The 25,977-nt window shown below is 31.9% G+C and carries 21 protein-coding genes and 1 pseudogene; 7 read left to right on the top strand and 15 right to left on the bottom strand.

Features of this window, described 5'->3' with window-relative positions; all coding sequences use genetic code 11:
* Positions 1-442 precede the first annotated feature (442 nt).
* The 3 genes from X926_RS02480 to X926_RS02470 form a co-directional block, all read right to left on the bottom strand.
* Entirely contained in the window at positions 443-1,495 is a 1,053-nt protein-coding gene (locus tag X926_RS02480) for a glycosyltransferase family 4 protein (protein WP_103064849.1), read from the bottom strand.
* Positions 1,476-3,020 carry a radical SAM protein gene (locus X926_RS02475; protein ID WP_255408795.1) on the bottom strand — a complete coding sequence of 515 codons (1,545 nt, stop codon included), beginning with the start codon at positions 3,018-3,020 and terminating at the stop codon, positions 1,476-1,478. The genes X926_RS02480 and X926_RS02475 overlap by 20 nt, the downstream gene beginning before the upstream one ends.
* A 66-nt stretch (positions 3,021-3,086) precedes the next feature.
* Complete coding sequence (locus X926_RS02470; RefSeq protein ID WP_123821463.1) at positions 3,087-4,586, bottom strand: radical SAM protein; 1,500 nt, start codon at positions 4,584-4,586, stop codon at positions 3,087-3,089.
* A 351-nt stretch (positions 4,587-4,937) separates the two neighbouring features.
* Between X926_RS02470 and X926_RS02465 the strand changes: the two genes are divergently transcribed.
* Positions 4,938-5,270, top strand: a complete 333-nt coding sequence (locus tag X926_RS02465; RefSeq protein ID WP_158245177.1) for a transposase — start codon at positions 4,938-4,940, stop codon at positions 5,268-5,270.
* Positions 5,271-5,523: 253 nt separating this feature from the next.
* Here X926_RS02465 and X926_RS02460 read toward each other — a convergent pair whose 3' ends face one another.
* Both X926_RS02460 and X926_RS02455 read right to left on the bottom strand, forming a co-directional pair.
* Positions 5,524-5,736 carry a hypothetical protein gene (locus tag X926_RS02460; RefSeq protein WP_103064845.1) on the bottom strand — a complete coding sequence of 71 codons (213 nt, stop codon included), beginning with the start codon at positions 5,734-5,736 and terminating at the stop codon, positions 5,524-5,526.
* Positions 5,737-6,384: 648 nt separating this feature from the next.
* Positions 6,385-6,813: pseudogene (locus X926_RS02455) on the bottom strand (transposase); the annotation flags it as partial.
* Positions 6,814-6,955: 142 nt separating this feature from the next.
* On the opposite strand from X926_RS02455, the gene X926_RS02450 reads away from it, so the two are divergent.
* Together X926_RS02450 and X926_RS02445 are read left to right on the top strand one after the other, a co-directional pair.
* Positions 6,956-7,285, top strand: coding sequence for a transposase (locus tag X926_RS02450; RefSeq protein WP_103064844.1), 330 nt, complete (start codon positions 6,956-6,958; stop codon positions 7,283-7,285).
* Between the two features lie 210 nt (positions 7,286-7,495).
* Positions 7,496-8,266 carry a transposase gene (locus X926_RS02445; RefSeq protein ID WP_123821461.1) on the top strand — a complete coding sequence of 257 codons (771 nt, stop codon included), beginning with the start codon at positions 7,496-7,498 and terminating at the stop codon, positions 8,264-8,266.
* Positions 8,267-8,413: 147 nt separating this feature from the next.
* Here the strand turns inward: X926_RS02445 and X926_RS02440 are convergent, their stop codons facing one another.
* On the bottom strand, positions 8,414-9,631 hold the full coding sequence (locus X926_RS02440; RefSeq protein WP_103064842.1) for a hypothetical protein: 1,218 nt from the start codon (positions 9,629-9,631) through the stop codon (positions 8,414-8,416).
* A gap of 512 nt (positions 9,632-10,143) precedes the next feature.
* Between X926_RS02440 and X926_RS02435 the strand changes: the two genes are divergently transcribed.
* The 3 genes from X926_RS02435 to X926_RS02425 are packed head-to-tail and all read left to right on the top strand — an operon-like array spanning position 10,144 to position 15,321.
* Complete coding sequence (locus X926_RS02435) at positions 10,144-10,749, top strand: TetR/AcrR family transcriptional regulator (RefSeq protein ID WP_012209551.1); 606 nt, start codon at positions 10,144-10,146, stop codon at positions 10,747-10,749.
* Positions 10,746-12,107: a D-alanyl-D-alanine carboxypeptidase/D-alanyl-D-alanine-endopeptidase gene (locus tag X926_RS02430; RefSeq protein WP_103064841.1), complete on the top strand. Its 1,362-nt coding sequence runs from the start codon at positions 10,746-10,748 to the stop codon at positions 12,105-12,107. Before X926_RS02435 ends, X926_RS02430 begins: the two co-directional genes overlap by 4 nt.
* Positions 12,108-12,129: 22 nt before the next feature.
* The gene (locus X926_RS02425; RefSeq protein ID WP_103064840.1) at positions 12,130-15,321 is read left to right on the top strand and encodes a S41 family peptidase; all 3,192 of its coding nucleotides are present in this window, start codon (positions 12,130-12,132) and stop codon (positions 15,319-15,321) included.
* Positions 15,322-15,385: 64 nt separating this feature from the next.
* Here X926_RS02425 and X926_RS02420 read toward each other — a convergent pair whose 3' ends face one another.
* The 7 genes from X926_RS02420 to X926_RS02390 all read right to left on the bottom strand — a co-directional run bounded on the left by X926_RS02420 (position 15,386) and on the right by X926_RS02390 (position 22,373).
* Positions 15,386-16,609 carry a 6-phosphofructokinase gene (locus X926_RS02420; protein ID WP_012209554.1) on the bottom strand — a complete coding sequence of 408 codons (1,224 nt, stop codon included), beginning with the start codon at positions 16,607-16,609 and terminating at the stop codon, positions 15,386-15,388.
* A gap of 47 nt (positions 16,610-16,656) precedes the next feature.
* Entirely contained in the window at positions 16,657-17,442 is a 786-nt protein-coding gene (gene cas6 / locus X926_RS02415; RefSeq protein WP_103064839.1) for a CRISPR-associated endoribonuclease Cas6, read from the bottom strand.
* Between the two features lie 83 nt (positions 17,443-17,525).
* Complete coding sequence (locus X926_RS02410; RefSeq protein ID WP_103064838.1) at positions 17,526-18,626, bottom strand: ABC transporter ATP-binding protein; 1,101 nt, start codon at positions 18,624-18,626, stop codon at positions 17,526-17,528.
* A gap of 141 nt (positions 18,627-18,767) precedes the next feature.
* Positions 18,768-19,022 (bottom strand): type II toxin-antitoxin system Phd/YefM family antitoxin, encoded by a 255-nt coding sequence (locus tag X926_RS02405; protein WP_012209557.1) that lies wholly within the window; start codon positions 19,020-19,022, stop codon positions 18,768-18,770.
* 116 nt (positions 19,023-19,138) lie between these two features.
* Complete coding sequence (locus X926_RS02400) at positions 19,139-20,485, bottom strand: radical SAM protein (protein WP_012209558.1); 1,347 nt, start codon at positions 20,483-20,485, stop codon at positions 19,139-19,141.
* 14 nt (positions 20,486-20,499) lie between these two features.
* Positions 20,500-21,300, bottom strand: a complete 801-nt coding sequence (locus tag X926_RS02395) for a type III pantothenate kinase (RefSeq protein ID WP_233186658.1) — start codon at positions 21,298-21,300, stop codon at positions 20,500-20,502.
* A 38-nt stretch (positions 21,301-21,338) separates the two neighbouring features.
* Positions 21,339-22,373 carry an L-threonylcarbamoyladenylate synthase gene (locus X926_RS02390; RefSeq protein WP_103064837.1) on the bottom strand — a complete coding sequence of 345 codons (1,035 nt, stop codon included), beginning with the start codon at positions 22,371-22,373 and terminating at the stop codon, positions 21,339-21,341.
* Between the two features lie 247 nt (positions 22,374-22,620).
* Between X926_RS02390 and X926_RS02385 the strand changes: the two genes are divergently transcribed.
* The gene (locus X926_RS02385) at positions 22,621-22,971 is read left to right on the top strand and encodes a hypothetical protein (RefSeq protein WP_012209561.1); all 351 of its coding nucleotides are present in this window, start codon (positions 22,621-22,623) and stop codon (positions 22,969-22,971) included.
* Positions 22,972-22,978: 7 nt separating this feature from the next.
* Here X926_RS02385 and purD read toward each other — a convergent pair whose 3' ends face one another.
* Together purD and X926_RS02375 are read right to left on the bottom strand one after the other, a co-directional pair.
* The gene (purD, locus tag X926_RS02380; protein ID WP_103064836.1) at positions 22,979-24,241 is read right to left on the bottom strand and encodes a phosphoribosylamine--glycine ligase; all 1,263 of its coding nucleotides are present in this window, start codon (positions 24,239-24,241) and stop codon (positions 22,979-22,981) included.
* 67 nt (positions 24,242-24,308) lie between these two features.
* Positions 24,309-25,952: a sensor domain-containing diguanylate cyclase gene (locus tag X926_RS02375; RefSeq protein WP_103064835.1), complete on the bottom strand. Its 1,644-nt coding sequence runs from the start codon at positions 25,950-25,952 to the stop codon at positions 24,309-24,311.
* Positions 25,953-25,977 lie beyond the last annotated feature (25 nt).

The following is a 25,977-nucleotide window of genomic DNA, read 5'->3' as shown; positions in this document are numbered from 1 at the left end:
AGAACCTGTTGTATCCAAAACATACAATGAAAGCATAAATTGAACAATGTTGCTTGCTGCCATAGTAAAAGCACTGCTAAACCAATAGAACATATAATTCCTGTTGTGAAATAATTCTTTCAACTTTTAGACCTCCTAAAAAGTGCGTGTATAAGCAATTGAGTAACTTTTTATATCCCATCGGATCTTAAAAAGAGACTCACCTTTTTAGAAAGGTCTATTTTTACAAACCGAAGGGATAGCCGACTTTCGAATATTTGCTATTAGTATACATAATATATTCATATTCAGCATAGAACCACCCCTTTTTCGGTTTTTATTCAAACTTAGATATATTATACAACGTTTTTCCCTATGAACTTATTTCAGATGTTATTTCCTTATTTTTTCTGTAGCAACTCTTTTCGGCACAAGAAAACCTTACATATTGTACTCTTTGCAATTAACTCTGCTCAAGTACTTCAACCAAATTGGTAGTTTCAAATCGTTTGGAATTTTGTAAAGCCTTTTCTTTATAATATGAGTATTTACTTGGATCATATAATAGCAATTTTACTTTTTCTAACCATTCTTGAATATCTTCGGGATTTTCTACAGTCATTTGTTCATTGCCAGCTGCTTCTGGTATACCTCCAATATGACTAGCTAAAATCGGTATTGAATTTATATTAGCTTCTACTATTCCTCTTCCAAAACCTTCCTTACACAAAGAAGGGAGGAGATAAATTTTGCCAGTTTCATATATCTTTTTTATATCTTGTTGTCTTTGTTTTAATGTAATATTAGGAATGCTATCAATTTCTTGTTGATATTTCAAAGGTGCAGGTCCCCAAGTTTCATAAATAACAAACTCTTCATTTTTGAAAATCTTGGCAAGAGATAATATTATTTCTATGCCCTTAACTTTGATAGGATTAAAAAAAAGTATTCGCTTTTTTTTATATTTTACAGATAAAGATTTATATTTTTGTTGAGGAAATAAAGGATAAACAACTGTTGTTTTTGATTGAAGCTCACTAGGTAAACGGTTACGAATGTCATTTGAAATGCATATAATTCTTGAAACAGTATTTGACCGAAGTACATCGAACTCATTATTTGAAATTATCATATTTTCTGAAGAAAAGTGACTGTGAAAAAAATAAATAATTTTACATCCTTTTTCTACCGCATATCTACTTAATTCATATAATCCGTTTAATTGAGAAAATATAATATCTGGTTTATATTTATTAATAAGTGGCAAAGCATAATAATAAAAATTTTCTCTATTAGGGGAAAAGCATCTTCCAAAGACATCATTCACTTCTTCGTATTTTCCTTTTATAATTTTTTCATATTGCTTAGTATACAAATAATACCTTTCATTACAATTAATAGTTAACACATTGTAGCCCAACATCGCCAAAAACTCCAAAAAATCATTCATTGTTTCTTCTGCGCCCGATAATTGATAAGGAGGGAAACTGTTTGAATTACAAAATAGGATTTTCATTTTTGTATTTAATAGCTCCTTTAGCAACAGCAAATTCAATCATTCTTCCTACATATTCATAAATGCTTTCTAAACAACAAGTATAATTATTGATACATAAAATTCTATCGCAAAGATCTTGTATAATGCCTCTATTTTCCGCCACCTCGTTAAAAATCTTAGCAAATTTTTCTGTATTTATCTTGTCCAATAAAGTGGCAACTTCATTTTTATGAATCACATAATCAATTTGAGAAAATAAAAGTTGTATTGCTAGCGTCTTACCATTCACCCTAAAATTTTCTAAGGAACTATTCAAAAAGCTATAAGGAATAAAATTCAAAAAAATAGCATGTTTGTATTCGAGATTATTACTTAAAATCACTCCTTTCTCACATAAGTTCTCATTGAATTTTGTACCTAAGAAAGGTGTTGCAAAGTAACGAGAATAAATAAACAAAGATTTTTTCTTTTTATATTTTTTTAAGGATTCGTAAGTCTCAAAAAGAGTTTTCATTGTTTCTCCATCATAAAAACACATAATTAGAAACTCAATCATTTCAAATTCTTTTTCACTCAACAAATTATAAGCTTCAATAAAAGCTGTTTTTTTATTTTTTTTATTCATATTATTATATAAATCCTCATTTTGAGTTTCAAAGCCTAATTCAAATCCTTTACAACCACATTTTTTCATTCTTTCTAAAAGATGCCTATTTTTGCAAATGATTTCAGGCCTTGATAAACATATCCAATTGAACTTTAGCCTTTCTTTCTCAATTAGCCAAAGGAATTCATCCATCCATGTATCGCTAAATAATAAGTTATCATCATAAAAGTGATAATCAGAAATGTTATATTTTTCAATTTCTTTCTTAATTTCGTTAAACACTAAATGTGGTGATCTATACCTAACCGTCGTACCCCAAGTTAGATGGGTGGAACAAAAATCACATTTATACAGGCAACCTCTGGAAGCTATGATTGGTAAAGCATGTGAAGCTTTATTAATGTGGATATTCTCATTGTATCGTGTTAAATCAAAAATTTCCCAATTAGGAATTCCATATTTGTCAACATCATCTGAAAGATATATACATTTTTTTATATTTTCTCTTTCAGCTTGATCATATTTGGAGTTCATAACGATATTAGGAGGGTACTCCAGATTTTTGCATTCAAAAAAGACTTTTTTCAGTATTATTTCTAATGCTTCCTCGCCTTCACCGATGACGGAAAAATCGGCGCCACATTTTATAAACAGTTCAGGATCGACACTTACATGATTCCCACCACAAATAATTATTGGAGAAATATTCTTTTTGATTTTTTGAATAATATCTAAAGATTGAACTACTTGCATTGTTTTTACTGTTATAGCTAATGCATCTGGTCTTATTTCACAAATTCTTTTTGAAATTTCATCAGTAGATAATTCGTCAGGCAACGCATCAAGCAAAAAGCACTTTACTGAATTGCCAAAAACTTTATTAATATAAGAAAATAACATCGCTATCCCTAAGTGTGGAGGTTTATAAGTTTCCATTCCTTCAAATGGTGGTCTAACAAAAACCATTTTAATTTTTCTCAATTTATGTTCCCTTCCTTAAAATCAATTATAATTAATATGTCGGTAATATTTTTTGATCTTATTATCTAATAATTTACATAACTTACTTTTTTTAAATTCATCATATGAACACACCCCAAATTTTTCGCTCATTGTTAAAAAGTATTCAAATACCGCATACTCTATATGTATAAAGAAAAATAGATCTAATCTATTTTCTCCAGAATTAGGTTCTTTTTCGCTTATTGAAAGTACGAGTGAACTAAGAGATACATCATATTCATTTTGAAACTGACACATAGCATGATATAAACTCGATACGTCACTATTTACGAATTTAGGCACACTTTTACCATGTATGCTACCTTCATAAAATTGATGATATTTATTATAATAAGTAGTACCATAAAAAGGTATTAATGTTTGATATAAATTTTCTCTTGTATCATAATTGCAAAGATTGTTATTTTTCAAAAAATCAAACGAAATTCGAATATCTCTAAGAGATTCCAATGCCTCAAACATGATTATAAAAACGCTTATGTCAATATTACAACTTCTTAGAATATCAATAGCTTTTTGGTTTATTTTGTTATCAGTTTGTTTATTATAACGCTTCAAGACCTCGTTGCTATTTGATTCTATACCTAAACTAATATGAAGCTTCCCACTATTTGCCAGCTCTATTATAGTTGTTTTATTATTAACTATTTGATCACTTCTCGTTTGAAAACTAATTTCTATGTTCGGATATAGTTTCCTTAGTTCTTCAATTATTCTTTTAGCTCTTAATGGATTTACAAAAAAATTATCATCAATAAAACTCACACATCTATATTTTAATTTTCCAAACTCTAACTTACATTCAGCCAAAACGTTTTCTACAGAGCGTGCTAACCAATAATTGCTTTTACAATTTACACAATAAGAGCAATTATAAGGACAACCTCGACTTGAACAAATCGTTAAAACCTTTTGTGAAACATCTATTAATTTTTTATTGTTAAAATCATAAATTATATCCTCTCTATTTCCAAATGGGATTTTATCTAAGTCAAATTTTACATTGTAGGTTGAATTCTCTTTAATAATATTATGATTATCTCTATAAATTAATCCCGGTGTTTTATACATACGCGAAGTACCAAAATTGATGACAAAAAACAAAAAAGAATATTCACCTAATCCCCTTATAGCAAAATCAACTTTTGGAAAATCTTTTAAAATTTTATCTCCCGCTAGAGAGGCGTGATGTCCTCCTACAATTATTATATTATTCCGATCTTTTAATTGATCGATAAATAATGCTGTTTGATCAAAAATTAATGAATAACTTGATATTCCTATGATATCATAAGCTTTTAGATCATATTTCATTATTAGTTTCTCTGTAGTTAGTTCAGTAGCTGAAAAATCAAATAAATCACAATGAATTCTATTTCTCTCACACAAAGCCTTAATATACCCTATACCTAAAGGGAAAGTAGGTTTTAGTGAAATAATTCTTCCTTTCTCAGGTGGAAGAAGTAGGGCAATTTTCATGCTCTGCAAGGTACTAAAATTGCTAATAGAATTCCATCTCCTTTCTTAATTAAAATTATTATCTTCAAAAATTCTAAAACACTCATTTTAACCGTCTTTTAATACCTTCAATATTAAAAAATTGCCTCCTTTGAGCACAATTTGTTCGATACCACATCCGGTTCTCTTCCAAAAAGTGTTGGTAGAAAAAATGAAATATGAACAAATGATTAAATAATCTGGTATCATTTAGAAGAAGGATACAAAAAAGGACAAAATACTTGCTATTAAAACATCCTAACAACCTTACTGAGAAAGATAAAGTTAGACTCAATGAGACGCCCCGAAGGGGGTTCAAGGAAAAACAACATCTTGACACAGTTCAAGCATACGGATTGGTACTTGAGTTTAAAAAAGATATTCGATTACAAGAAACCTTCTTATGCAGCTAAGTATTTTAAACGATGGTATGAAAAGGTAATGAAATCAAATATACCCGAAATGATTAAAGCTGCTAACACTCTCTTAAATCACATAGAAGGTATCTTGTTGCACATAAAAACGAATATCTCAAACGGTAAAATAGAAGGTATGAACTCTAAACTTAGAGGATTTACTAAAAGGGCTTTTGGTTTTAAAACATTAAAGAATTTAAAAATCACTATCTTTATTGCCCTTGGTAAACTTAATTTAACTCCAGCTTAATTACCCACTATTTTCGTGATAGAACCATAAAAATATCTTAATTACATGAAAAATAATATTCTTATTAAAGGATGAGAAGGTGATTCGTTTAATTTCTTTCAACCATTATAAAGAATTGATAAATCGATACTGTGCACGAGAAATAAAACTATTAACTTTATTGCCTTGGTTAGCCTTTCTTTAACCTGCTTTCTCTTTGCAGAAGCTTTAAAAAAATTTACCTACAGGATTCGGCACCGGGACATCATAATAACTAACTTACTCTGTAAGTTCTCCCCATAGCTATCATTAAATCTTCTCCTAAGTCAGAGATTTTTAAATTTTCATAATCCTTAGGTATTAAAGAAAGAATCAGATTATCACATATGATACCCAACTCTTTTGCCAACTTTATCCTTTGCTCTTTGGTTAATTCTATTTCTCCTTTCTTAATTTCTTTAACTAATTCTTTTCTTTTACTTAGCATCACTTTTTACCTCCTTGTATAATATGTTTAATACTGCCTTTAGAAACTCTAAAATGCTCATTACATCATGGTTTTAAAAATCAATTTTTTCCCAAAATATCTCCTTTCTCCTTCTGCACTTTTACTCAGTATTTGAAACTCTTTTTTACTAATTCTCTGAAAAGCGAGACATCTTATCCTATTCTCTAACCCTCATAAAAACCACCTCCCCTTTTCAAAATTTTTCTATTTCTAAAGTGTCTATAATATGTTTATAGTGTCTTCCGAAATTCTAAAACATGCATTGTAACCGACTTTTAATACCTTCAATATTTGATTTTTACATCCTAGGTGTATAATTTGTTTGATAGGATATCTTTGTTTTTTGGTAATAATATTATACAATTGTCATTAATAATGAGATGAAAGCTTATACATTAATAAAAAATCTTTTGTACTTATTTTGTTTTTTGTTCTTATTTTAACTTACTTTATCATTTATTAACCATCAATTTGATTTTTTCTGAAATGGGTATTATAACATTTGGTAATATTATAACATTTCGGTAATAATATGTCAAATACTTTTGGCTCCTTGTCAAATATGGTTGATGGAACAGACTGAAGAGATGATGAAAAAGGTAATACAGCTTTTTTTGTTGAATAATTTCAGCTCAGAAAGGATAACTGTTTACAATATGTTGTTCCTTCTGTGATGAAATTTGGTAGTTTTATGAATCTTTCTGGCATCACTCCTAATAGAACTTTTTTGGTATATCTCAAAACTTCCTTGAATCCAAAACTTATTCTTTTTATTAATTTTATGTGTGTATGACGTCCTTCTACTTTAGCCGTCGTTGTTCTATTAACGAAATATTGGAGTATTTCTTTTTCCCACCTTATATATGTTTTGGCCCATCTCCATACCTGAGGATCTTCACTTTCTTCCATCATCCCTATCAATATGTGTAATCTTCTTTTCCCTTCTTCATATGTTTCTGCTTTATACATCCATTTCAACATTAGTAGGTATCTATAATACTCTTTTAGATATGGATGTTCCTTCAATGTCTTGTATAATCTCTTTACCTTTTTCTTCTCTTTTAAGTTCGTTTAAAAGTTTGTTCGCTACCCACCTTCCGCCTATAAATCCGATACTTGATTGACCTTTCAAGGCCGTATTAGAAGGATGATTGTAAAAGGCGGATCCTCAAACAATACTAAAGCGAGGTGAAAAAATATGTATTTTGTTGGTATTGACGTTTCTAAAAACTCTTTTCATTACTACGTCCAGAATTCAGATAGGACCAAAATCGATAGTGGTAAATTCAAACAGAATATGAGTGGTTTCACCACTTTCGACAAAATTCTTAAAAAGTTCAACAAAAGAGAGATTATAATTGGTATGGAATCCACTTCTATTTACCATCAACATTTGTTTTCTTATTTACTTAAACACGATTATGATGTCCATATCATTAATCCCCTTTTGTTGAAAGAATTCAGAAAAAGTGAAACTCTTCGCCATTCTAAAAACGACAATATTGATTCCAAGCTGATCTCCATTTAGGTAAAAAGAAACGCCCCGAAGGAGGTTCAAGGAAAATATCCAGACAAGATTCCTTCTTCTAAGGAGATAGATAATTTCACTCAATACTCTCGCGAGATCATTAACCTTTCTGAGGAGATTTCAAGGGTTAAGAATGAAATCAAACGTTATGTCTACCTTTTGTTCCCTGAATTGGAATCTTTTCAATCTAATATCTTTATCAAGAGTTTAATGAATTTATTGTATAACTTCCCTTCTGCAAGGAAGATCGCTACAACCAACAAAAAACAGCTTATTGATGCGATGAAGATAGATAATCAATTGTATTTCGATGAAAATAAGTTGGACCAAATCATTGAACTTTCTAAAAATTCAATAGCAAGTGGCAACGATGCGCATGAGTTAGCTCTTCAAAAAAGAATAGAATTGTTGTTCAAACTTGAATCAGATCAAAAGCTCTTCAAAGAAAAATTGAAAGAAACTTTGAACAATTCATCAAACGATGTAATTAAAAACCAGGTAGAATTAATACAATCTCTTGATGGTTTCAATGAAACAGCTTTAAATATTGTAGCAGAAACAGGAGATATTAACCGATTCTATTCTGCTTCTGCCCTGGTGGCTTTCGTTGGCATCGATCCTCGTACAGAGGAATCAGGTCAAATGAAAAAAGGCTGGTTCATCAATAGAAAAGGTAACAGATACCTAAGAAAAGCTGTTTACATCGCTGCCATCGTTGCTATTCAAAACAATGAATACTTCAAGAATTATTACATGAAACTACGTACTCGAGGTAAATCACATACTGTTGCTGTGTTAGCCGTAGCGGGAAAATTGTTGAGAATAATATATTCACTGGTAAAGAGTGGGAAAAAATATGATCCTAACTATCATTACAAATTACAAAATCAAGAAATGAGCGTTCATAACAATTATACAGCAAAAAAAATCAAAAAGAGAAATAGTAACCTGAACAAACAACAACCGCTACTTTCAACCTAGAAGTACAACTGAATAAGGATTTTTTAAATAAAAAATATTTAAAATTTTTTTAATTAAATAGGGGACTATCATACTTGACTTTTAACTTAAAACCCGTGTTAGATCATAATTAAGTGTCATCGAAATAGGGTATTGGTTAGATAGTATTTATGTCTTTGAACTTGATTTGCTTTTTGTTAGTTGAATGTTGTATAATTTATCCACAAGAATATTTATTTCCTTGAACCCCCTTCGGGGTGTTTCTTTTCTCAATTTTACCATGTTTAAACTTTCGTATGTTTTCTTTAGTTGAGATTTAGTTTTTTCGCTAACAGTATTGCTTTCAAGCAACCGTTGGTATGGAGTCTTAGGTTTCTCGTATTCTTTTTTTATTGTTTTACCCGTGTCGTTCTTTACTTTGTTTTTTAGTTTAAAGCTAGCTATGAAGAAGTTATCTAGTAAGTCTGCTCTGTTGTAAATCTCGTTGAGCAGACTTACCTCTTCTTCACTCTCATACCTGAAATACCCCACCAATTTTCTTACCTTATCCCCGTTCTTTTGTTCCACGTGAGCGTTATCGTTTTTCTTGTAAGGTCTACTTCTTGAAAGTTTAACTTCGTTATTCCCTTTTACCTTTTCAAAAAGCACTTTAAGTATAGTTTTATCGTTATCAGGATGATAATGTATAATGTCAACAGGCAGCTTCGTATGAGCAAGAAGATCCATATTCTCAACGCTCCTTTGATTTTTACCAAGCCCTGCAGCTCTTGATATCCATTGTGAATAAAGATCCGTATATACAGCTGTCACAGCAAAGGGCCCTGCACTAGATCCTCCATTATGTTCTACGAAATCAACTTCAATATATCCTACCTCTTCAAAGGCATATCTTCCAAAGTTTGCTGAAATTGGTACCTTTTGATATATGAACGCATTACCTTTATGCTTCTTTGTAGATACCTTAGGAAATCTACTTACCATTCTTTTCAATGTACCTAAGGATACCTTCTTTGCTTCTTCTGTCTTTGAAAGTTCATACAATGAAAATCTGTTATTCTTTTTCAATTCCTCGATGTATACTTCCAACATCGGATGAAGTTTTTCAGCACAAATACATCCAGATAATCCCCAACATTTCCACAATATCACTTCATGAATAGATTCATACTTCTTCTTTGGTCCTCTTCTCTTTTTTGAATTCTTTTGAGTATCTTTTTCTTGAAACAGATACCTATTCTTATACCTTTCAAACCTTTTTACAGCTGTAGCTCTTTTTACTTTTGTTAGTTCACAATACTTTGAAATAATCTCTGACTTCTCTTTTTTACTTGATTTCAAATATTTTTCTATCAACCTTTTGGTTAGTTCCATATCGAATGCCTCCATTTTTCCCTTGTCTCCTTTCAAAAAGAGTCAAGGATATGATATCATTTCAAAGACATCGAATTATGATCTAACCAATCTTTTTCACGGACATCTAATATGATCTAATGCGAAACCTTTGTCAATACCCAGTATTTGTGCTATAATTTTGTTACTCATGATATCACTCCTCTTTCTCTTTTTATTTTTTGTTATTTTGTTCTATGAGGAGTGATATCTTTTTTTTCCCTTTTCCAAGTATTTCATCAACCATTTTTATTATACAGCCATTTAAAAGTTTCTTCTTATGCTCAAAGAATGTTATAATATTAATTGATACCCAAAGTTGAAATTAAAAGGGCAAAAAAGTAAAGAAGGTGAAATACAAATGGAAAGGGCACTTAATGTTAAAGTTGATGTTGTTTCAGATAGAGCTATAAGAGAAGAGTTAAAAGATGAAATATTAAAAGAAGCTATATTAATATGAAAAGAGATTACACTCTTATTTTACAAATTTTATAAGTTGGAGAAGATGTATGGCTAAAAGGCAAAAAACTTCAAAAAAAAATACAAAATATAAAATTGAAGTATTAATCGATTTGGCAAAGGGGGAACTACTCAATCACGGCATCACTAACTTCAATTATGAAAAGGTTATCTACGATGCCAAACTCAGCAAATCGACTGTTTATAAAAAGTTTGGAAAAAAAGATGAATTCATAATTTTTGTTATTAAGAGTTTATTGGACGATTTCTTCACCCCTTTTAAGAAATACGTTGATGATTTTAACACTTTCCAAGAAGTGCTTGAGTATCTCTCAAACTTAAACTTCGATGTTCAATCTCTGATGAAAGAGTACCCCATAGATGATCTTTTTGAACACCCTGAGATCACTTCCATTATAAATGATTACTACTATCAACGTTTTGGTAAGGTAATCATAGAAAAGATTGCTGAGTTTCAAAATGCTGGACAAATAAGAAAGGATATCGAAGCTAAATACATCTTAGAATTTCTTACTTCTGTTACCAAAGGAATGGGTATGATGCTCAAAGATCATGATTTCAAAGAAGTCATAGGTAATTATACAAAGTTAATCGAAACCGCCTTAGCTTATAAAATAAATTCTGAAAAGGAGTGAATAATATTAAATCCAAAAATCAGTTAAGATCCAGTAATTTTTTGACCGTCTTGAGTCTCACAATCTTTATTTTAGTTTTTTTTAATGTTAGTACAGTTGTCATAGCTGCTCCAATTTCGAGTAGGGTTCCAATTGCTAGAGATAACGAAGATTCCTCAAAAATACAAATAATAGAACCGTCTAAAATTGCTGAACCTGTGCCCAAATCTGTTCCCACAATCCCACCTTCGAAAACAATAACTAATCAAATACAAAATGAATTAATTTCAAAATTTGAAAGTTTTCAAGGATTTGTTGGGTTTGAATTGAGAGATCTTGGCACCAATGAAGTTCTTTTCAACTACAATTCAGATAAATTATTCATCCCTGCCTCAAACACAAAATTAATTACCGCCCTCGTTGCCTTGGAAAGTCTGGGGGATAATTACAAATTCGAAACTAAAATATACCATACAGGGGAAATATCACCTAATTTCAGAGGAAATCTGTATATAAAAGGATTTGGAGACCCTGTTTTAACTTCCTTACAATATAAAGAAATACTAAAAAGGGCAACGGTGGATAGAGGAATAGAAACGATATACGGCGATATAATTTTCGATTATTCTTTCATGACCGAAGAAGGTTTTGGTAGAGGCTGGATGTGGGATGACCCCCAGCCACAAATCGCTGCAATTAATATTTGGCAAACAAGCTATGAATCTTTTAAATATAAAACAAATCATGAAATAAAAGATTATATAAACTTCCTTACAACATTGTATTTGCAAGAAATAGGTGTTGAATTTTGGGGAGAAATAAGGTATGAAGAAGCGCCTTCTGACGCAAATCTGCTATATACTAATTATTCTCCACCCTTAACAGATATTATACAACAAATGTTGGAGACTAGCGACAACCAGATAGCCGAACAGATTTTTAGAAATCTTGGCGCTATTTATGGCAATGGGAAAATAGAAGATTCTGAAAATCACTTCCAAAAAGTAATCAAAGAAACCTTAGGATACGACCCAACCGATTATGTAATTAAAGATGGTTGTGGATTATCAATGTACAACTTAATTTCACCAAAGATGCTAGCAGACTCATTATTTTATCTATATTCAAAGTATCAATCTAAATTTTTCAATTACTTGGCGTCACCCTACGAAGACAGTACTCTTGAAAAACGTTTCAACTTTGAAATTTATGCAAAAACCGGAACTTTGTATTACGATTCTGCCATCAGTGGAATTTTCAAATCAAAAAGTGGAAAATATTATATTTTTAGCTTAATGGAAAACAACTTTTCTTTTGATGTTCAAAAGGTGAAAGAGTTTGAAAATTCAATAATCAACTATCTATATGAAAACTTATAATAACAAAAGGGGGAAAGAATTCATGAGCGAAGAGTTCAACGGTTACTACAGATTTCCGACCATTTACAACGATCAAATAGCCTTTGTTGCAGAAGATGACATCTGGGTAGTTCCTTCTTCAGGGGGAATAGCCAGAAGGTTAACCACAAATGTTGGAGAAATCTCTGATCTAACTTTTTCTGAAGATGGAAAATGGATAGCTTTTACTGGAAGAGATGAAGGAGTACCTGACGTATATATAATTCCTTCAATTGGGGGAGTACCAATTAGGTTAACATATCTAGGCGCAAACAGCAAGGTACTATGTTGGCATAATGGGAAGATAATCTTTTCATCAAATTATGTTCAACCGTTTAAAAGGATTACATCTCTATGGGAAGTAGACGTTGAAGATAAGAGAAAATTAAAACAATTAGATTTTGGTATATGCACTGAAATCTCGTTTGGGAAAGAAAAAGGTGTTGTTTTAGGAAGAAAAACAGGAGACCCAGCTCGATGGAAAAAGTACAGAGGTGGAACAGCGGGTGAATTACTGATAGACTTGGAAGGAAACTACAACTTCAGAAAATTGATCGACTTAAAATCCAACTTTGCCAACCCAATATGGATCCAAGACCGGATTTATTTTATCTCTGACCATGACGATGTTGCTAACATATACTCCTGCACAGTTGAAGGAAAAGACCTAAAAAAGCACACATATCACAATGATTTTTATGTTAGAAATCCAAAATCTGATGGAAAAAATATTGTATACCATGCCGGTTCGGATATTTATATTTTGAATTTATCAAATAACGTATCAGAAAAGGTAAATATAAAATACTACAGTACCTTACCACAAAGAAACAGAAAATTCGTTGACCCAACACAGTATTTTGAAGGTTTCTCTATTTCTAAAGATGCTGAGAATTTAATAACTACTCATAGAGGCAAAAGCTTTTATTACAATAACTGGTACGGTCCCGTTAAACAACTTGGAAAAGAAAACGGTGTCAGATATAGGCTTACCACATACCTAAATCTAAAAGATGAAGAAAAGGCAGTAACAATCAGTGATGAAAATAATTATGAACATATCGAGGTGTATGATCTAAAAACTGGCAATTTAATCGATAAAATCGAAGAATATGACTTAGGAAGGGTTATGAATATCGTTGCCTCTCCGAAAGATGAAGAAATTTTATTAACCAATCAAAGAAACGAACTCATTTTGATTGATTTGAGAAACCATAAGAAGATTGATGTGGATAAAAGTACCTTTGGTCCCATTAATGGATATTCTTTCTCTCCAGATGGTAGGTGGATTGCTTATTCAAAGTTTATAAACAATAAACAGGCAGCTATTATGATATTCGATAAGGAAAAAGAAGAGGTACACCAAGTTACAAAACCTATTCTATTTGATGTAGACCCTGTCTTTGATCCGGAAGGAAAATATCTTTATTTTCTATCTTATAGAATATTCAACCCAATTGAAGATAGATTTCAAATGAATTTAGCTTTCGTAAAAGGAACAAAGCCTTATCTTATAACACTAAAAAAAGATATTTGCTCTCCATTTCAGGAAATAATCAAAGAAGAAGAAGAGAAAGAGAAAAAAGAAGAAGAAATAAAAGTTGATATTGATTTTGATAACATCGCTGATAGAATTATACCCTTCCCGGTTAGTGAAGAAAGATATGTAAATATACAAGCTGCTAAAGAGAAGGTTTTTTACGCTATTTCTCCTGTAAGTGGTGTACTGGAAGATGAAGAAGATATGCTCAGCGAGAAACATGAAAAATTAACCTTGAAATACTACGATCTCACAGAAAAAGAAGAAAAAACTTATCTTGAGGGAATTTCAGATTTTCAAATTTCCGAGGACAAAGAAAAAATCGCAATTCTGATAGACGATGAACTAAGAATTCTTAAAACTACCAATCCTCCCTCCCCAGAACAAGAAAAAGAATGTGAAAATAAGTATACAAGAAAGTGCGGCTGGATAGATTTTCACAGAATCAATGTGGAAGTTCAACCACTGTTAGAATGGAGACAAATGCTTTGTGAAGCTTGGCGCCTACAAAAGTTCTATTTTTGGAACAAGGACAAACTAGACGAAATTGAATGGGATAAGATATTAGAAAAGTATTATCCTCTAGTTGAAAGAATAGCAACAAGAACAGAATTTTCTGATTTAATATGGGAAATGCAAGGAGAATTAAAATCATCACACGCCTACGAAATGGGAGGAGAATACAAACCTAAACCAGTTTATAAAATTGGATATTTAGGGGCAGATTTGATATTCGATGAAGATAGAAATCTATACAAAATTAGTCACATCATCAAGGGAGACATATGGGACGAAAAAAATAAACCACCATTACTTGGGCCAGGGGTCGAGGTAAAAGAGGGAGATTATCTATTAGCGATAAACGGCATAGAAATAAAGGATAAAATCCCTAATGAAATTTTAGTGAATTGTAGTGGCAAAGATGTTGAAATAGTGGTATCAAGCAGCGATAATATTGAACATAAGAGAAAGTATGTTGTCAAAACGTTAAAAGATGAAACACCTCTAAGATACCGAGAATGGGTAGAAAAAAACAAGAAATATGTTCATGAAAAAACTGATTCACGGATTGGATACATTCACATCCCAGATATGGGATACACTGGATATGTAGAATTTCACAGAAACTTCTTAAGCGAAGTCAGATATGATGGACTCATAATCGATGTAAGAGTCAACAGTGGTGGTTTTGTATCTTCAATGATTTTGGATAAATTGAATAGAAAGTTTATCGGATATGATCTTTCACCATATAGAGAAGCCCAAGCTTATCAATATGACAGTGTAAGAGGCCCAATGGTTGCTATAACGAACGAGTTTGCTGGTTCAGATGGGGATATTTTTAGTCACTCCTTCAAATTAATGAAACTAGGGAAACTTATAGGTAAGAGAACGTGGGGGGGAGTGATTGGAATCTGGCCCAGAAATCCACTTGTTGATCATACCATAACAACTCAACCAGAAATGGCCTTTTGGTTTAAAGATGTTGGATGGGATGTTGAAAATTATGGAACCGATCCGGACATTGAAATAGATATTACCCCAAAAGATTATAAAGAAAATAAAGATACGCAACTCGATATGGCTATAGAGATTGTACTAAAAGAACTGAAAGAAAATCCACCAATAGCTCCAAATGATATCAAAAAGCCATAAATTATTAAATAATACAAAAGCCGAGCGTACTGCTCGGCTTTTAGTTTAAATTAAGATCTGTTTCTTATCTCTCTTCAATTGGAAAAGATACGTATTTAGGAATACCATTTTCATAAAGCGGATAACTTTCTCCTTGGATTAAAGGTTTAGCATACTCAATAAAATTCTCATTCACACCATAACCATCAACAGAAATATATTCTTCAGGTAAATATTTGGTATTATTTGCCACTTCAAATAAGGGAACCTTCCCAAATTCTATCTTGTAAGGGTTGTTCGAAAGGCGGTTAATTGTTACCATGAATCCTGATATACCATCCAGAGCATATTCTAAGGCCTTTTCCCCTACCATAACCGCTTCAGTTTGATCAGTCTTACTAACGATGTGTCCAGCACTTCTTTGAAGATAATCCGGGATAGACACATGTACTTTCAAACCTAACCTTGTTAAAATAATGTTGGCAACAACTCTTCCTACATCTCCCAACTGCCTGTTTCCAAAACTATCGGTGTATCCCATATCAGAAACAAAAGCCCCGCTTTTATACCTAATACCTTCAGAGACAGCAATCGTACAGTAACCATTCTTACTTACTTCTTTTTGAACTTTGTCTATAAAATGATCTTCTTCAAAAATCCTTTCGGGTAGCAAAATGATATGAGGTCCAAAATCTCTATTCAACTTTGCCAACGAAGTAGCTGCGGTAAGCCAGCCTGCATGTCTCCCCATTGTCTCCATTATGAAAATTTTTGTAGAATCTTTTGCCATACTACGCGTATCTATACTTGCTTCCAACATTGAAATTGCCAAATACTTTGCTGCAGAACCATAACCGGGAGAGTGATCGGTGCCGTATAGATCGTTATCTATTGTTTTTGGAATACCTATGACTTTTAAATCATAACCAATTTTTTTTGAATACTCATCGATTTTATGGGCCGTATCCATTGAATCGTTACCACCGTTATAAAAGAAATAACTAATATTATAATCTTCAAACGTTTTAAAAAGTTTTTGAAAACCTTCTTCGTCTCCTTCTTTTAACCTATGTCTGCAAGTACCAAAGGCACTTGCAGGTGTGGTTTTCAAATTATTTATTTTATCAAAAGATTCTTTTGTTAAATCGAATAATTTCCCTTCAAGGACTCCAGTGATACCATTTATTCCCACATATATCTTATCAATTTGTGGATCCTTTAAAGCCTTACTTATCAGTCCATATGCAGAAGCATTTATGACACTTGTAACTCCCCCTGATTGTGCATATAAAATATTTTTTTTGTTCAATAATTACACCCCCGAACTTTTAATTTAAATTACAATTTACCTATATTTCAGCCTTCTTCTGCAAGTTCCAGAAAGCTTCTTTCTCTTATAGAATTCTTTTCAACAGAAAGGATCATTCCAAAACCTTGTGCATTTTTTGCTCCCAATCCTGAATTAAGCGCTAATTTCAACAATTGAGTTTCACCTTTTAAAATGAAATATCCAGTCCATCCTTTTATGATAATATCTTTGTAAAAAAGTAATTTCTCATTTTTTTCCGTTATACCGTAAGGTTCAATATAAAAATTATTGTTTTTTATTACAATACCTAATGCTGAAGCTTTTCTTTTGAGGTTTTCTTCTATCAATTTTTTAAAATCTGATGAATAGGGAGAAAAATAATGAGTATAACGATTTCCGTTTGGTAGGACGATAGTTGAATATGCTGTAATGGGCGATAAAGTTTTAACAAGCATTTCTTCATCCACTTCATTTTGAATAACTTCATACTTCCTCAAAGTAAAATAATTTTTTTCGATTCTCACGACATTTTGTTCATTTAAAGAATGTAAAACCGCCTCTACTAATTTATCAATTGGGGAAGCAAAGTAAATATTGAATAAACCTTTAAAAATCATCCTTCTATTCTCCACTTTAAAAGAGTTATAGGGGTAAATCCTTGAAAAAGTGAAAAGCTTCAACTTCTTATCTTCAGACCTTGTTCCTAAATCGTGGTACTTAGGTACAGTATCTGACATTAAATAGTAAAACAATCCTTGCAAAGGTCTATTGTAATGAACAGGAAGATCGATTTTATCGCCTTCTAGAGCTCCAAAAACTAACTTAATGACCAATAGAATCCCCCCAATATCAATAATAAGTCTTTAGATAAAACCCTTTGTGACAAACGCACAAAGGGTTTATTGATTCAAAGAAATTAAAATATGGCTTGCTCGGTCTCCTTATCGAATGCATGTATCATTTTTAAATCAATTGCGACTTCAAAATTCTGTCCAGATTCTGCTCGCGTTTGAGGACTTACCTTTGCAGTCATAGATTGTCCAGCAATCGTTAAATGGAGTAAAGTCTCACTCCCCAAAGGTTCAACAACGTCAACGAGAGCTTTTAAAATATTAGTTTCATCAGCACCTTCGAAAAAATTCTTGTCATAAATATCTTCTGGTCTAACACCAAATATAACATCCTTATCTATATAATTTTCAAGTAAAGGAGCTTTATCATCTGGTACTTTTATAGATATTCCTTCTGATTTGAACCAGATGCCGTTATTTCTTGCTACTTTTACATTCAAGAAATTCATTGGAGGTGTCCCAATAAATCCCGCAACAAAAATGTTAGCTGGGTTATTGTATACCTCAAAAGGTCCACCAACCTGTTGAATTAATCCTTCATTCATTATAACAATTTTATCAGCCATAGTCATAGCTTCCACTTGGTCATGTGTAACGTAAGCAATAGTAGCTTCCAACCTTTTTTGTAGTTTCTTAAGTTCGGCTCTCATCTGCACCCTTAGTTTTGCATCTAAGTTTGAAAGAGGTTCATCAAATAAGAAAACTTTAGGATCCCTTACTATGGCTCTACCAACTGCTACCCTCTGTCTTTGTCCCCCTGATAACTGTTTTGGTTTTCTATCTAGCAAATGATCGATCCCGAGAATTTTTGCGGCGTTTCTAACTCTCCTTTCAATTTCGTCTTTAGGGGTTTTTCTCAATTTCAATCCAAAAGCCATATTATCGTAAACAGTCATATGTGGATAAAGGGCATAATTTTGGAAAACCATCGCAATATCTCTATCCTTTGGTTCCACATCATTTACAACTTTTTGGTCTATTTTTATTGTTCCTTCAGTAATGTCTTCTAATCCCGCGATCATCCTTAAAGTAGTAGTTTTCCCACATCCTGAAGGTCCAAGTAATACAAGGAATTCCTTATCCTCTATTTCAAATTCTACATCCTTTACTGCGTGAAATCCGTTTGGATAAACCTTGTTAACCTTTTCTAATACAACTTGAGCCATTAAAGTACACCTCCATCTTTTAATTTATTCTGTCTTTAATAACACTAAAACTTGTGTTAGCGCCCCTTCGCCTCGCAGCCACCCATAAGGAAAAAAGAGTCTATGCCATACCTGCAGAGTCAACCAAAAAGAATGATGAACTCAGTAATCAAAATCTTTAAAAAAGTCCTTAATCCGATGATATTCCTCTACGTTTTCTATCTCAAAAAGAGAAATATCTCTCACTTCATCGACGAATTCCATGAGCTTAACAAATTTATCATAATCTAATAAAACAACCTTTGGTACACCATTCTTGGTAATAACAATGTCTTTGTTTTCAACTTCATCAACAACTTGAGATAATTTTGCTTTCGCTTCGGCTAAGCTATAAAAAGTAAAGTCTTTTAAATACATATCTCACACCCCTTGACTATAATTATAGTCAATTTATTCTAATTTGTCAACCCAAGGAATTTAAAGATTTTTGGGCATAATCAATTCTAATTCATTCTAATGCCAAATAATCTCATCTAATTGATATATTTGGCTTTGGTATATCTTTTTACTTCTTCAATATCGGCAATAGAAAGGCCAAAATTCGACCAATAAGGGATAATTGTGTTGTTTAGAAGCAAAGGATCTATATTTGAAGATATAGCATTTTTTTTAACAAGTTCTTCGTATTCAACCGTGCCAGGAATTGGAGTAAATTCGTTTAAATTCACCTTTATTCCGAGCGAATGGCAGAAATCAACAGCTTGTATTACATCATTCTTATTCTGAGATGGTAGATTTACCAAGACGTAAGCATAAACATCGTTCATATCAAAACCAGCATTTTTCAGACATGTAACCGCTTTTACAAGATCGTTATTAGTTACCTTAAACCCTGTCCCTTTTTGAATATTAAAATCATAGCTTTCGTATCCCAGCTTTATCGTTTTAAAATTTGCTTTTTTCAATAACAAAGCTATTTCATCATCAACACGTCGGGCATGTATACCATTGGGCAAATGATATCGAACGTCAAATTTAGAAAGGTACTTCAACAATTCTTTAATATCTTTTCTTAATAAAAACGCATCGTCAAAAAAAACGATATCTTTTACATAGGGTCTTTTTTTAAGAACATACTCTATATTATTTATTATTTTGTCTATACTTCTATATTGAAATTTCCACATCTTAGGAGTTACACAATACGTACAGTGAAAGGGACAACCTACTGAAGAAACTAGAACAACATAAGTCAAATAAGAAGCATAAAAATCGTAGGTAAGATCGATTTCTTCAAACCAGTTGAAGTTATCTAATTTTATGGTATCTTCGTTTAGTACTTCCAAAACTGTCTTTAAAGGAGACATACCTGTTCCTGGAGAAATATTGACTCCAAATTTGGAAAAATTATCTTCTGCATGCTTTGTATACAAAGTTGAATAAATTCCACCTAAAAAGATAGGAGTTGACGGGAAGAAATTTCTCAAAATTTCGATAGTTTTTTCTCCACCGTAGTACCAGTATGTTAAAGTGATTCCCACCAAAATTGCATCAACTTTGTTCTGTTTTTTTATAGCTTCTAATTTACTTTCAAACAATTTTAAAGGTAATCCATACCTTTTAAATTTTCTTGGAATATTCTTTAATATATCCGGCTTTTCAACGCCTTCGTTATAAAACTTACCAGTTCCGTACTTTTTATCTTTTGGAGGATATTTTGAAATTAAATCATCATCATGCCTGTTTAGCAGATCGATAAAAGTTACGCTGTGACCTAAATAAGTTAGTACCTCACTTATGTATAACAACCCTAAGGGCTTAAGCCAAAAATCATATGCTGCAAAATCGTAGATCCAAGGATTAACAACCAAGAAGTTCAAATCGTTGCCTCCTATCACAATTTTTTTATTTCTTTTGAATAATATAATATTCCCTTTAGTGTTAAATAAGGGTCGTAATGCTTGAAAAAAGATGTTTTACTCGAAAGGAAACTCATATCTCCACCAGTTGCTACAACGACAAAATCTTTGTTCCTTTCTCTTTTTATTTCGTCTATCAGTCTCTCTATTCCGTATAACGTTGTTTTTATTACCCCTATTTGAATATTGTCGATAGTATTTTTCCCCAAATGGTATTCAGGAATCTTTATCTCTACCTTCGGAAGTTGGGCGGTTCTAGAAAACAATGCACCTATAGCGGTCTTAAATCCAGGAATTATCGCACCACCAACAAAATTCCCTCCTTCTAAGACATCTACGGTTATAGCAGTTCCAAAATCTAGAGCAATTACGTTGTCACCATATTCTTGTTTACATGCAATAACGTTACATATTCTATCCGCTCCAACTTCTTTGGGATAATCTACTAAATATGCTATATTATTAATTTTGTTCTTCGTACCAACAAAAATAATTTCAACATTAAAATATTTTTTTAGCATCTGTTCTAAAATAAAGTTTACATTGGGAACCACAGAAGAAATGCCTGCCAAGGTTATCTTGTTTAAATCAACATTTACTCGATTTAATAAATTTGAAATAATAACAAATAAACCATCCTCCGACTCAAAGCTACTTGGTCCAATTCTCCAAGTCAAAAACTTACCATCTTCGTGTATCCCAACCATTGTATAAGAGTTACCAACATCAAATAAAAGTTCCAATTTTTTCCCCTTCCTTTCTTTAACTGAACCCACTTCTGGGTGTTCTCCTTGACCCCGTTCGGGGTGTTTATTTATTTTATCTTGTATGATGCCTTTCTTAGACGGTTCATAACCGCTATACCTATACCTTTGTCTTCTATACCTTCAATAATCATAGCATCAATTTTTTCATCGTATTTTCTAAGCATTTCAAAAAGTTTCACTGCAAATTCATAGTAATTTGATTCACTACCTATAGTGTCAAAATTAATATTATGATCTTTATAATATCCAACATGTTCTTTCAGGCAGAGAACTAAAGGATTGTTATAACTTTTCACTTCCTCTAAAACCTTTTTTACCATAGTATTTGCATCATCATGTTCAACCAAAATAACAGGGGTGTTAGGAGCGTAATGCCTGTATTTCATACCCGGAGATTTTATATAGTCCGGTTCTATTTTTCCATATACAAAATCAGGAATAATAATATCTCCAAAAATCTCTTTTAATTTCTCAGGTGGAATGGGACCTGGACGTAATATTATTGGTATCTTTCCTTGAGTTAAATCAATTATCGTCGATTCTACTCCAAACTCTACTTTACCTCCAATAATTATATAGTCAACTTTCCCAAGCATATCCTTTAAAACATGTTCCGACATTGTTGGACTAGGCTTACCTGAAATATTAGCACTTGGTGCAGCAATTGGTACTTCAGCGTACTCTATCAATTTTAAAGCTACAGGATGGGCGGGCATTCTAATAGCCAAGGTGTCTTTTCCAGCTGTCACAATATCTGGAACAACCTCCCGTTTTTTCAATACAAAAGTAATCGGACCTGGTAATAACCTTTCTATTTTTTCTAAAAGAGCATAAGAGATATAAGTATACTCTAAAAAAGATCTAACGTTTGATACATGGAGTATCAAAGGATTGTCGTAAGGTCTACCTTTAGCTTCAAAAATCTTTCTCACGGCATTTTCTGAAAGACCATTTGCCCCCAAACCGTAAACCGTTTCAGTAGGAAAAACGACTGTTTTATCTTCTTTGATTGCTTGAGCTGCTTCTTTAATTTTTTCCTCTTCGATATTTAATGGATCCACGTCGATAACTTTGGTTTCCATAATGAATTCTCCTTTTCCATTTGGCAAATAAAAATACCTTCAACTTATATTATACAAGAAAACATCAAAAAAGTGAAATAATCGATCATAATGACCTCTAATCTCTGTTAAATGTCTCTAAATACAAATATTCGACTTTTTTCTTGTAGTAAAGCTAAATGTGGTATAATTCAAAAAGTACACGTTGGATGGAGAGCGGGGGCTAAGTGCCGTTAAAAGCAAAAGAAAGAGAAAAGGTGGGTTATAAATGAATACTCAAAAGACCGTAATAGAAGAATTAATAAGTAAAATAAACAAAAAGGAAAATATGCTAGATGATTCGCTAGAGAACGATAATTTTGAAATTTTTTCTAAAACGCTAGAAGAAAGATTGGAACTACTGAAACAATTGGAACCATTTAAAAACGAACTCGCCGTAAAAAACGTCCTTGAAAAAATCTTAAAAAAAGATTCTGAGCGTTCAAAAAGTATAGAGGAGAAGATGAAAAAAATCAAAGGCGATCAATTCAACGTTCAGGTGAGTAAAAAAGCTATGAAAAAAGGATATCTCAAGATCGAGGAGTCCTTAAGTCGTCACAAAATTAACAGAAGTGGTTAAACACTCACTAGAGATCCTTTCTATAATACTTTGATTTAAAATGAATTTTTTCTGCTTCTTCGTAAACAATATTTCGTGCCTCTTCTAATGTATTTGCTTTATTTACTATCGATAATACCCTACCACCGTTGGTAAGTAAATCTTCACCATCTTTTTTAACACCAGAATAAAAGATTTTCGAAGTTATTTCAGGTTTAATTGTGATTCTTTCACCTTTCGCATAGGAAAAAGGGTAACCTTCGCTACTAAGCACAAGACAAAAAGAAAAGCCATCATAAAACTCAATATTGGTAGTGTTAACTCTCTCTTCTTCTATGTCGTTTATGATATCACTAAAATCAGATTTTAATAAATAAAGCATCGATTGGGCTTCTGGGTCTCCTAAACGCACATTGTATTCCAATACAAAGGGTTCATCCTTGACCCCGTTCAGGGTGTTTTCTTTTTTTATTATTAAACCTATGTACAAGAATCCCTTATATAATAAACCCTCTTCTTCTAAACCTTTGATAGTTGGGTTTATGATTTTTTGAAATATTATCTTTGTTAATTTTTCATCAACGTCAGGATGAGGTGTAATTGCTCCCATCCCTCCAGTATTTGGGCCTTGATCTTTTTCCAACAACTTCTTATGGTCCTTCGAAACGTTAAAAAATTTGTAATTTCGACCATCCATCAGCAAAAAAACAGAGGCTTCAAAGCCTTTTAAATATTCCTCAACAACAATTTTTCTACCAGCTTCACCGAATTTTTCTTCTTTCATAAGTTCATTAAGAGCTTGGGTAGAATCTTTATAAGAATTACATATAAAAACACCCTTACCTGCCGCTAAACCATCGGCTTTTATTACCAATGGATACGAAGCTTTTTTGGAATATTCAAGGGCATCTTTTAACTCAATAAATGTATTAAAAGATGCAGTTTGAACGTTGTGCCTTTTCATGAAACTCTTTGCGAATATCTTACTGCTTTCTAATTGGGCGGCATTTTGGCTGGGACCGATTATTTTTAAATTTGACTCCTCAAACTTATCGACTATTCCATTAGCCAAATACTCTTCCGAACCTACTATCGTTATATCTATATTGTTATTTTTAACAAAATTCAAAATTTCTTTGATAGATTCTATTTTTAAACATTCACATTTATTTTCAATTGATATACCATCATTACCAGGGGCCACAAACACTTTTTCTATATCTTTACTTTGAGATAACTTCCAAGCGATTGTGTGTTCTCTACCACCTTTGCCTACTACTAATACTTTCATTATTTTTTTCCTCCTGTTACAAAAAAAATAACCACCCTCGTTTTATGTCTACAAAAAGTAAGATCTACTAAACCATCAAATTACCTTTACCTTGATTTTTTGATAGATACATTTTTCTGTCTGCAATTTCAACGATCTCTTTATAATTATTAATTACTTCATCACAAGTACTTAATCCCGCACTAAAACTGATCTTTGGTTGAAAAACTTTTAGCGCATCATAGAGCCTTTCTATAATCTTTATACCAATCTCTGTTGAAATACCAGTAAATAAAATTACAAATTCATCTCCACCATATCTATAAACCCTGTCTTTATTTCTAACAGTATTCAATATTAATTGAGAAAATTTAACAAGAACATCATCACCAAACTTATGGCCATATTTATCGTTTATGTCCTTGAAATCATCCAAATCTATAAATACAGCACAAATTTTCTCTTCATTTTTTTCAAAATCTTCCAAATCAGAAAATAATTTTGAATGATTAAAAAGTCCCGTTAAACTATCTCTCTCGGCTTGGTCTCTAATCTCCATGAATTTTTGTGAATGCTCCAACGCCAGTGAGACTAACTGAGCGAAAACCGATAAAATGTTCAACTCCTCTTTAGACGGCCTTAAATTATTTTCTGGAGAATCCAAAGATATATACCCTATAATATTGTTTCTTTCATCTCTCAAAGCTAATAGCAATAAATCATCAGGATCCCATAAATTCTGATTATCTTCTAAATAATCTATGCTCACTTCATCCCTAGGTTGATAAGTATAAGTTTCGCTTATTTTATCAGCGTGAGGAATAAAGTAGGTATCTTTATAATTATATTTTTCATCCATAAATTTAAGAACTTCAGATATAGGAACCTCTTGACCTTTAATTTTTTCAAACATTTCTTCTTTTAGACCTCGATGTGCTATTCTTTCAACTTTATTATTCTGATAATTAAACAAACTGATAAGAACATATGCATAACCCATATTTTTCTGCATTATTTCTGCTATTTGATCGAGAATTTTTTCAGAGGATACCTTCAAGGAAAGTTGCCTGATAACCTTGCTTAAATTAACAATCACATCGTTTAATTTTCGTATTCTTTGGGTTCTCAAAATCTCATCGTTTTTATCGTTTCTCGTTTTAATTATCAGATAAAAAAGCATTAGTATCAATAAGTTCACAGAAATTATTAAGTACTTAAAAGGCGAAAACCCGAATTGTAAATACAAGTAAGAAAATGGTAAAAGACTCAAAAAGTAAAGATATTCATAAATAAACACTGAAAAATCAAAATTTTTTCTACCTTCAACTATAATGGTGTTAATAATTTTCGAAATAGTCAAAAATAAAAATATAGAAAGAGGTGGACTGAATCTATAAGAAATCAAAGCAGCCAAAGAATAGCTCGTGGAGAACACGAGAGTCCTGTATAACTTTCTACTTATTTCTTGATGTTTTGTTTTACTCAAAAGAATGACCAAAGAGGAAATTAAAATATATTGCGGCCCCAATATAAAAGCATATACAAAACCCACGGTGTTAGAGACCAACCTATTGCTGTAATTCCAATAAACCCTTATATTATCAGAAATAGCAGTTAATGCTATTACCATTAAAGCATCTAAAAGAGCAATACTTTCAAAATCTACCCTTAAAAAATAAAAAGAAAAGATTGTAATTCCTAGTAAAATAAGAGATTTTATTTTTACATTCATTTTAATCACCCATTAATAGTATACC

It is taken from the genome of Petrotoga sp. HWHPT.55.6.3 (genome assembly GCF_002895495.1).
GTDB lineage: Bacteria > Thermotogota > Thermotogae > Petrotogales > Petrotogaceae > Petrotoga > Petrotoga mobilis.
Note: the sequence above shows the minus strand (reverse complement) of the source record. Positions and strands in the feature narration are given on the sequence as shown.

Excerpts from the sequence above, each read along its gene's own strand:
- X926_RS02480 (WP_103064849.1), bottom strand. The coding sequence starts at position 1,495 with ATGAAAATCCTATTTTGTAATTCAAACAGTTTCCCTCCTTATCAATTA.
- X926_RS02475 (WP_255408795.1), bottom strand. The coding sequence starts at position 3,020 with ATGGAAACTTATAAACCTCCACACTTAGGGATAGCGATGTTATTTTCT.
- X926_RS02470 (WP_123821463.1), bottom strand. The coding sequence starts at position 4,586 with ATGAAAATTGCCCTACTTCTTCCACCTGAGAAAGGAAGAATTATTTCA.
- X926_RS02460 (WP_103064845.1), bottom strand. The coding sequence starts at position 5,736 with ATGCTAAGTAAAAGAAAAGAATTAGTTAAAGAAATTAAGAAAGGAGAA.
- X926_RS02450 (WP_103064844.1), top strand. The coding sequence starts at position 6,956 with ATGTATTTTGTTGGTATTGACGTTTCTAAAAACTCTTTTCATTACTAC.
- X926_RS02445 (WP_123821461.1), top strand. The coding sequence starts at position 7,496 with ATGAATTTATTGTATAACTTCCCTTCTGCAAGGAAGATCGCTACAACC.
- X926_RS02440 (WP_103064842.1), bottom strand. The coding sequence starts at position 9,631 with ATGGAGGCATTCGATATGGAACTAACCAAAAGGTTGATAGAAAAATAT.
- X926_RS02435 (WP_012209551.1), top strand. The coding sequence starts at position 10,144 with ATGGCTAAAAGGCAAAAAACTTCAAAAAAAAATACAAAATATAAAATT.
- X926_RS02425 (WP_103064840.1), top strand. The coding sequence starts at position 12,130 with ATGAGCGAAGAGTTCAACGGTTACTACAGATTTCCGACCATTTACAAC.
- X926_RS02410 (WP_103064838.1), bottom strand. The coding sequence starts at position 18,626 with ATGGCTCAAGTTGTATTAGAAAAGGTTAACAAGGTTTATCCAAACGGA.
- X926_RS02405 (WP_012209557.1), bottom strand. The coding sequence starts at position 19,022 with ATGTATTTAAAAGACTTTACTTTTTATAGCTTAGCCGAAGCGAAAGCA.
- X926_RS02390 (WP_103064837.1), bottom strand. The coding sequence starts at position 22,373 with ATGGAAACCAAAGTTATCGACGTGGATCCATTAAATATCGAAGAGGAA.
- X926_RS02385 (WP_012209561.1), top strand. The coding sequence starts at position 22,621 with ATGAATACTCAAAAGACCGTAATAGAAGAATTAATAAGTAAAATAAAC.
- purD (WP_103064836.1), bottom strand. The coding sequence starts at position 24,241 with ATGAAAGTATTAGTAGTAGGCAAAGGTGGTAGAGAACACACAATCGCT.
- X926_RS02375 (WP_103064835.1), bottom strand. The coding sequence starts at position 25,952 with ATGAATGTAAAAATAAAATCTCTTATTTTACTAGGAATTACAATCTTT.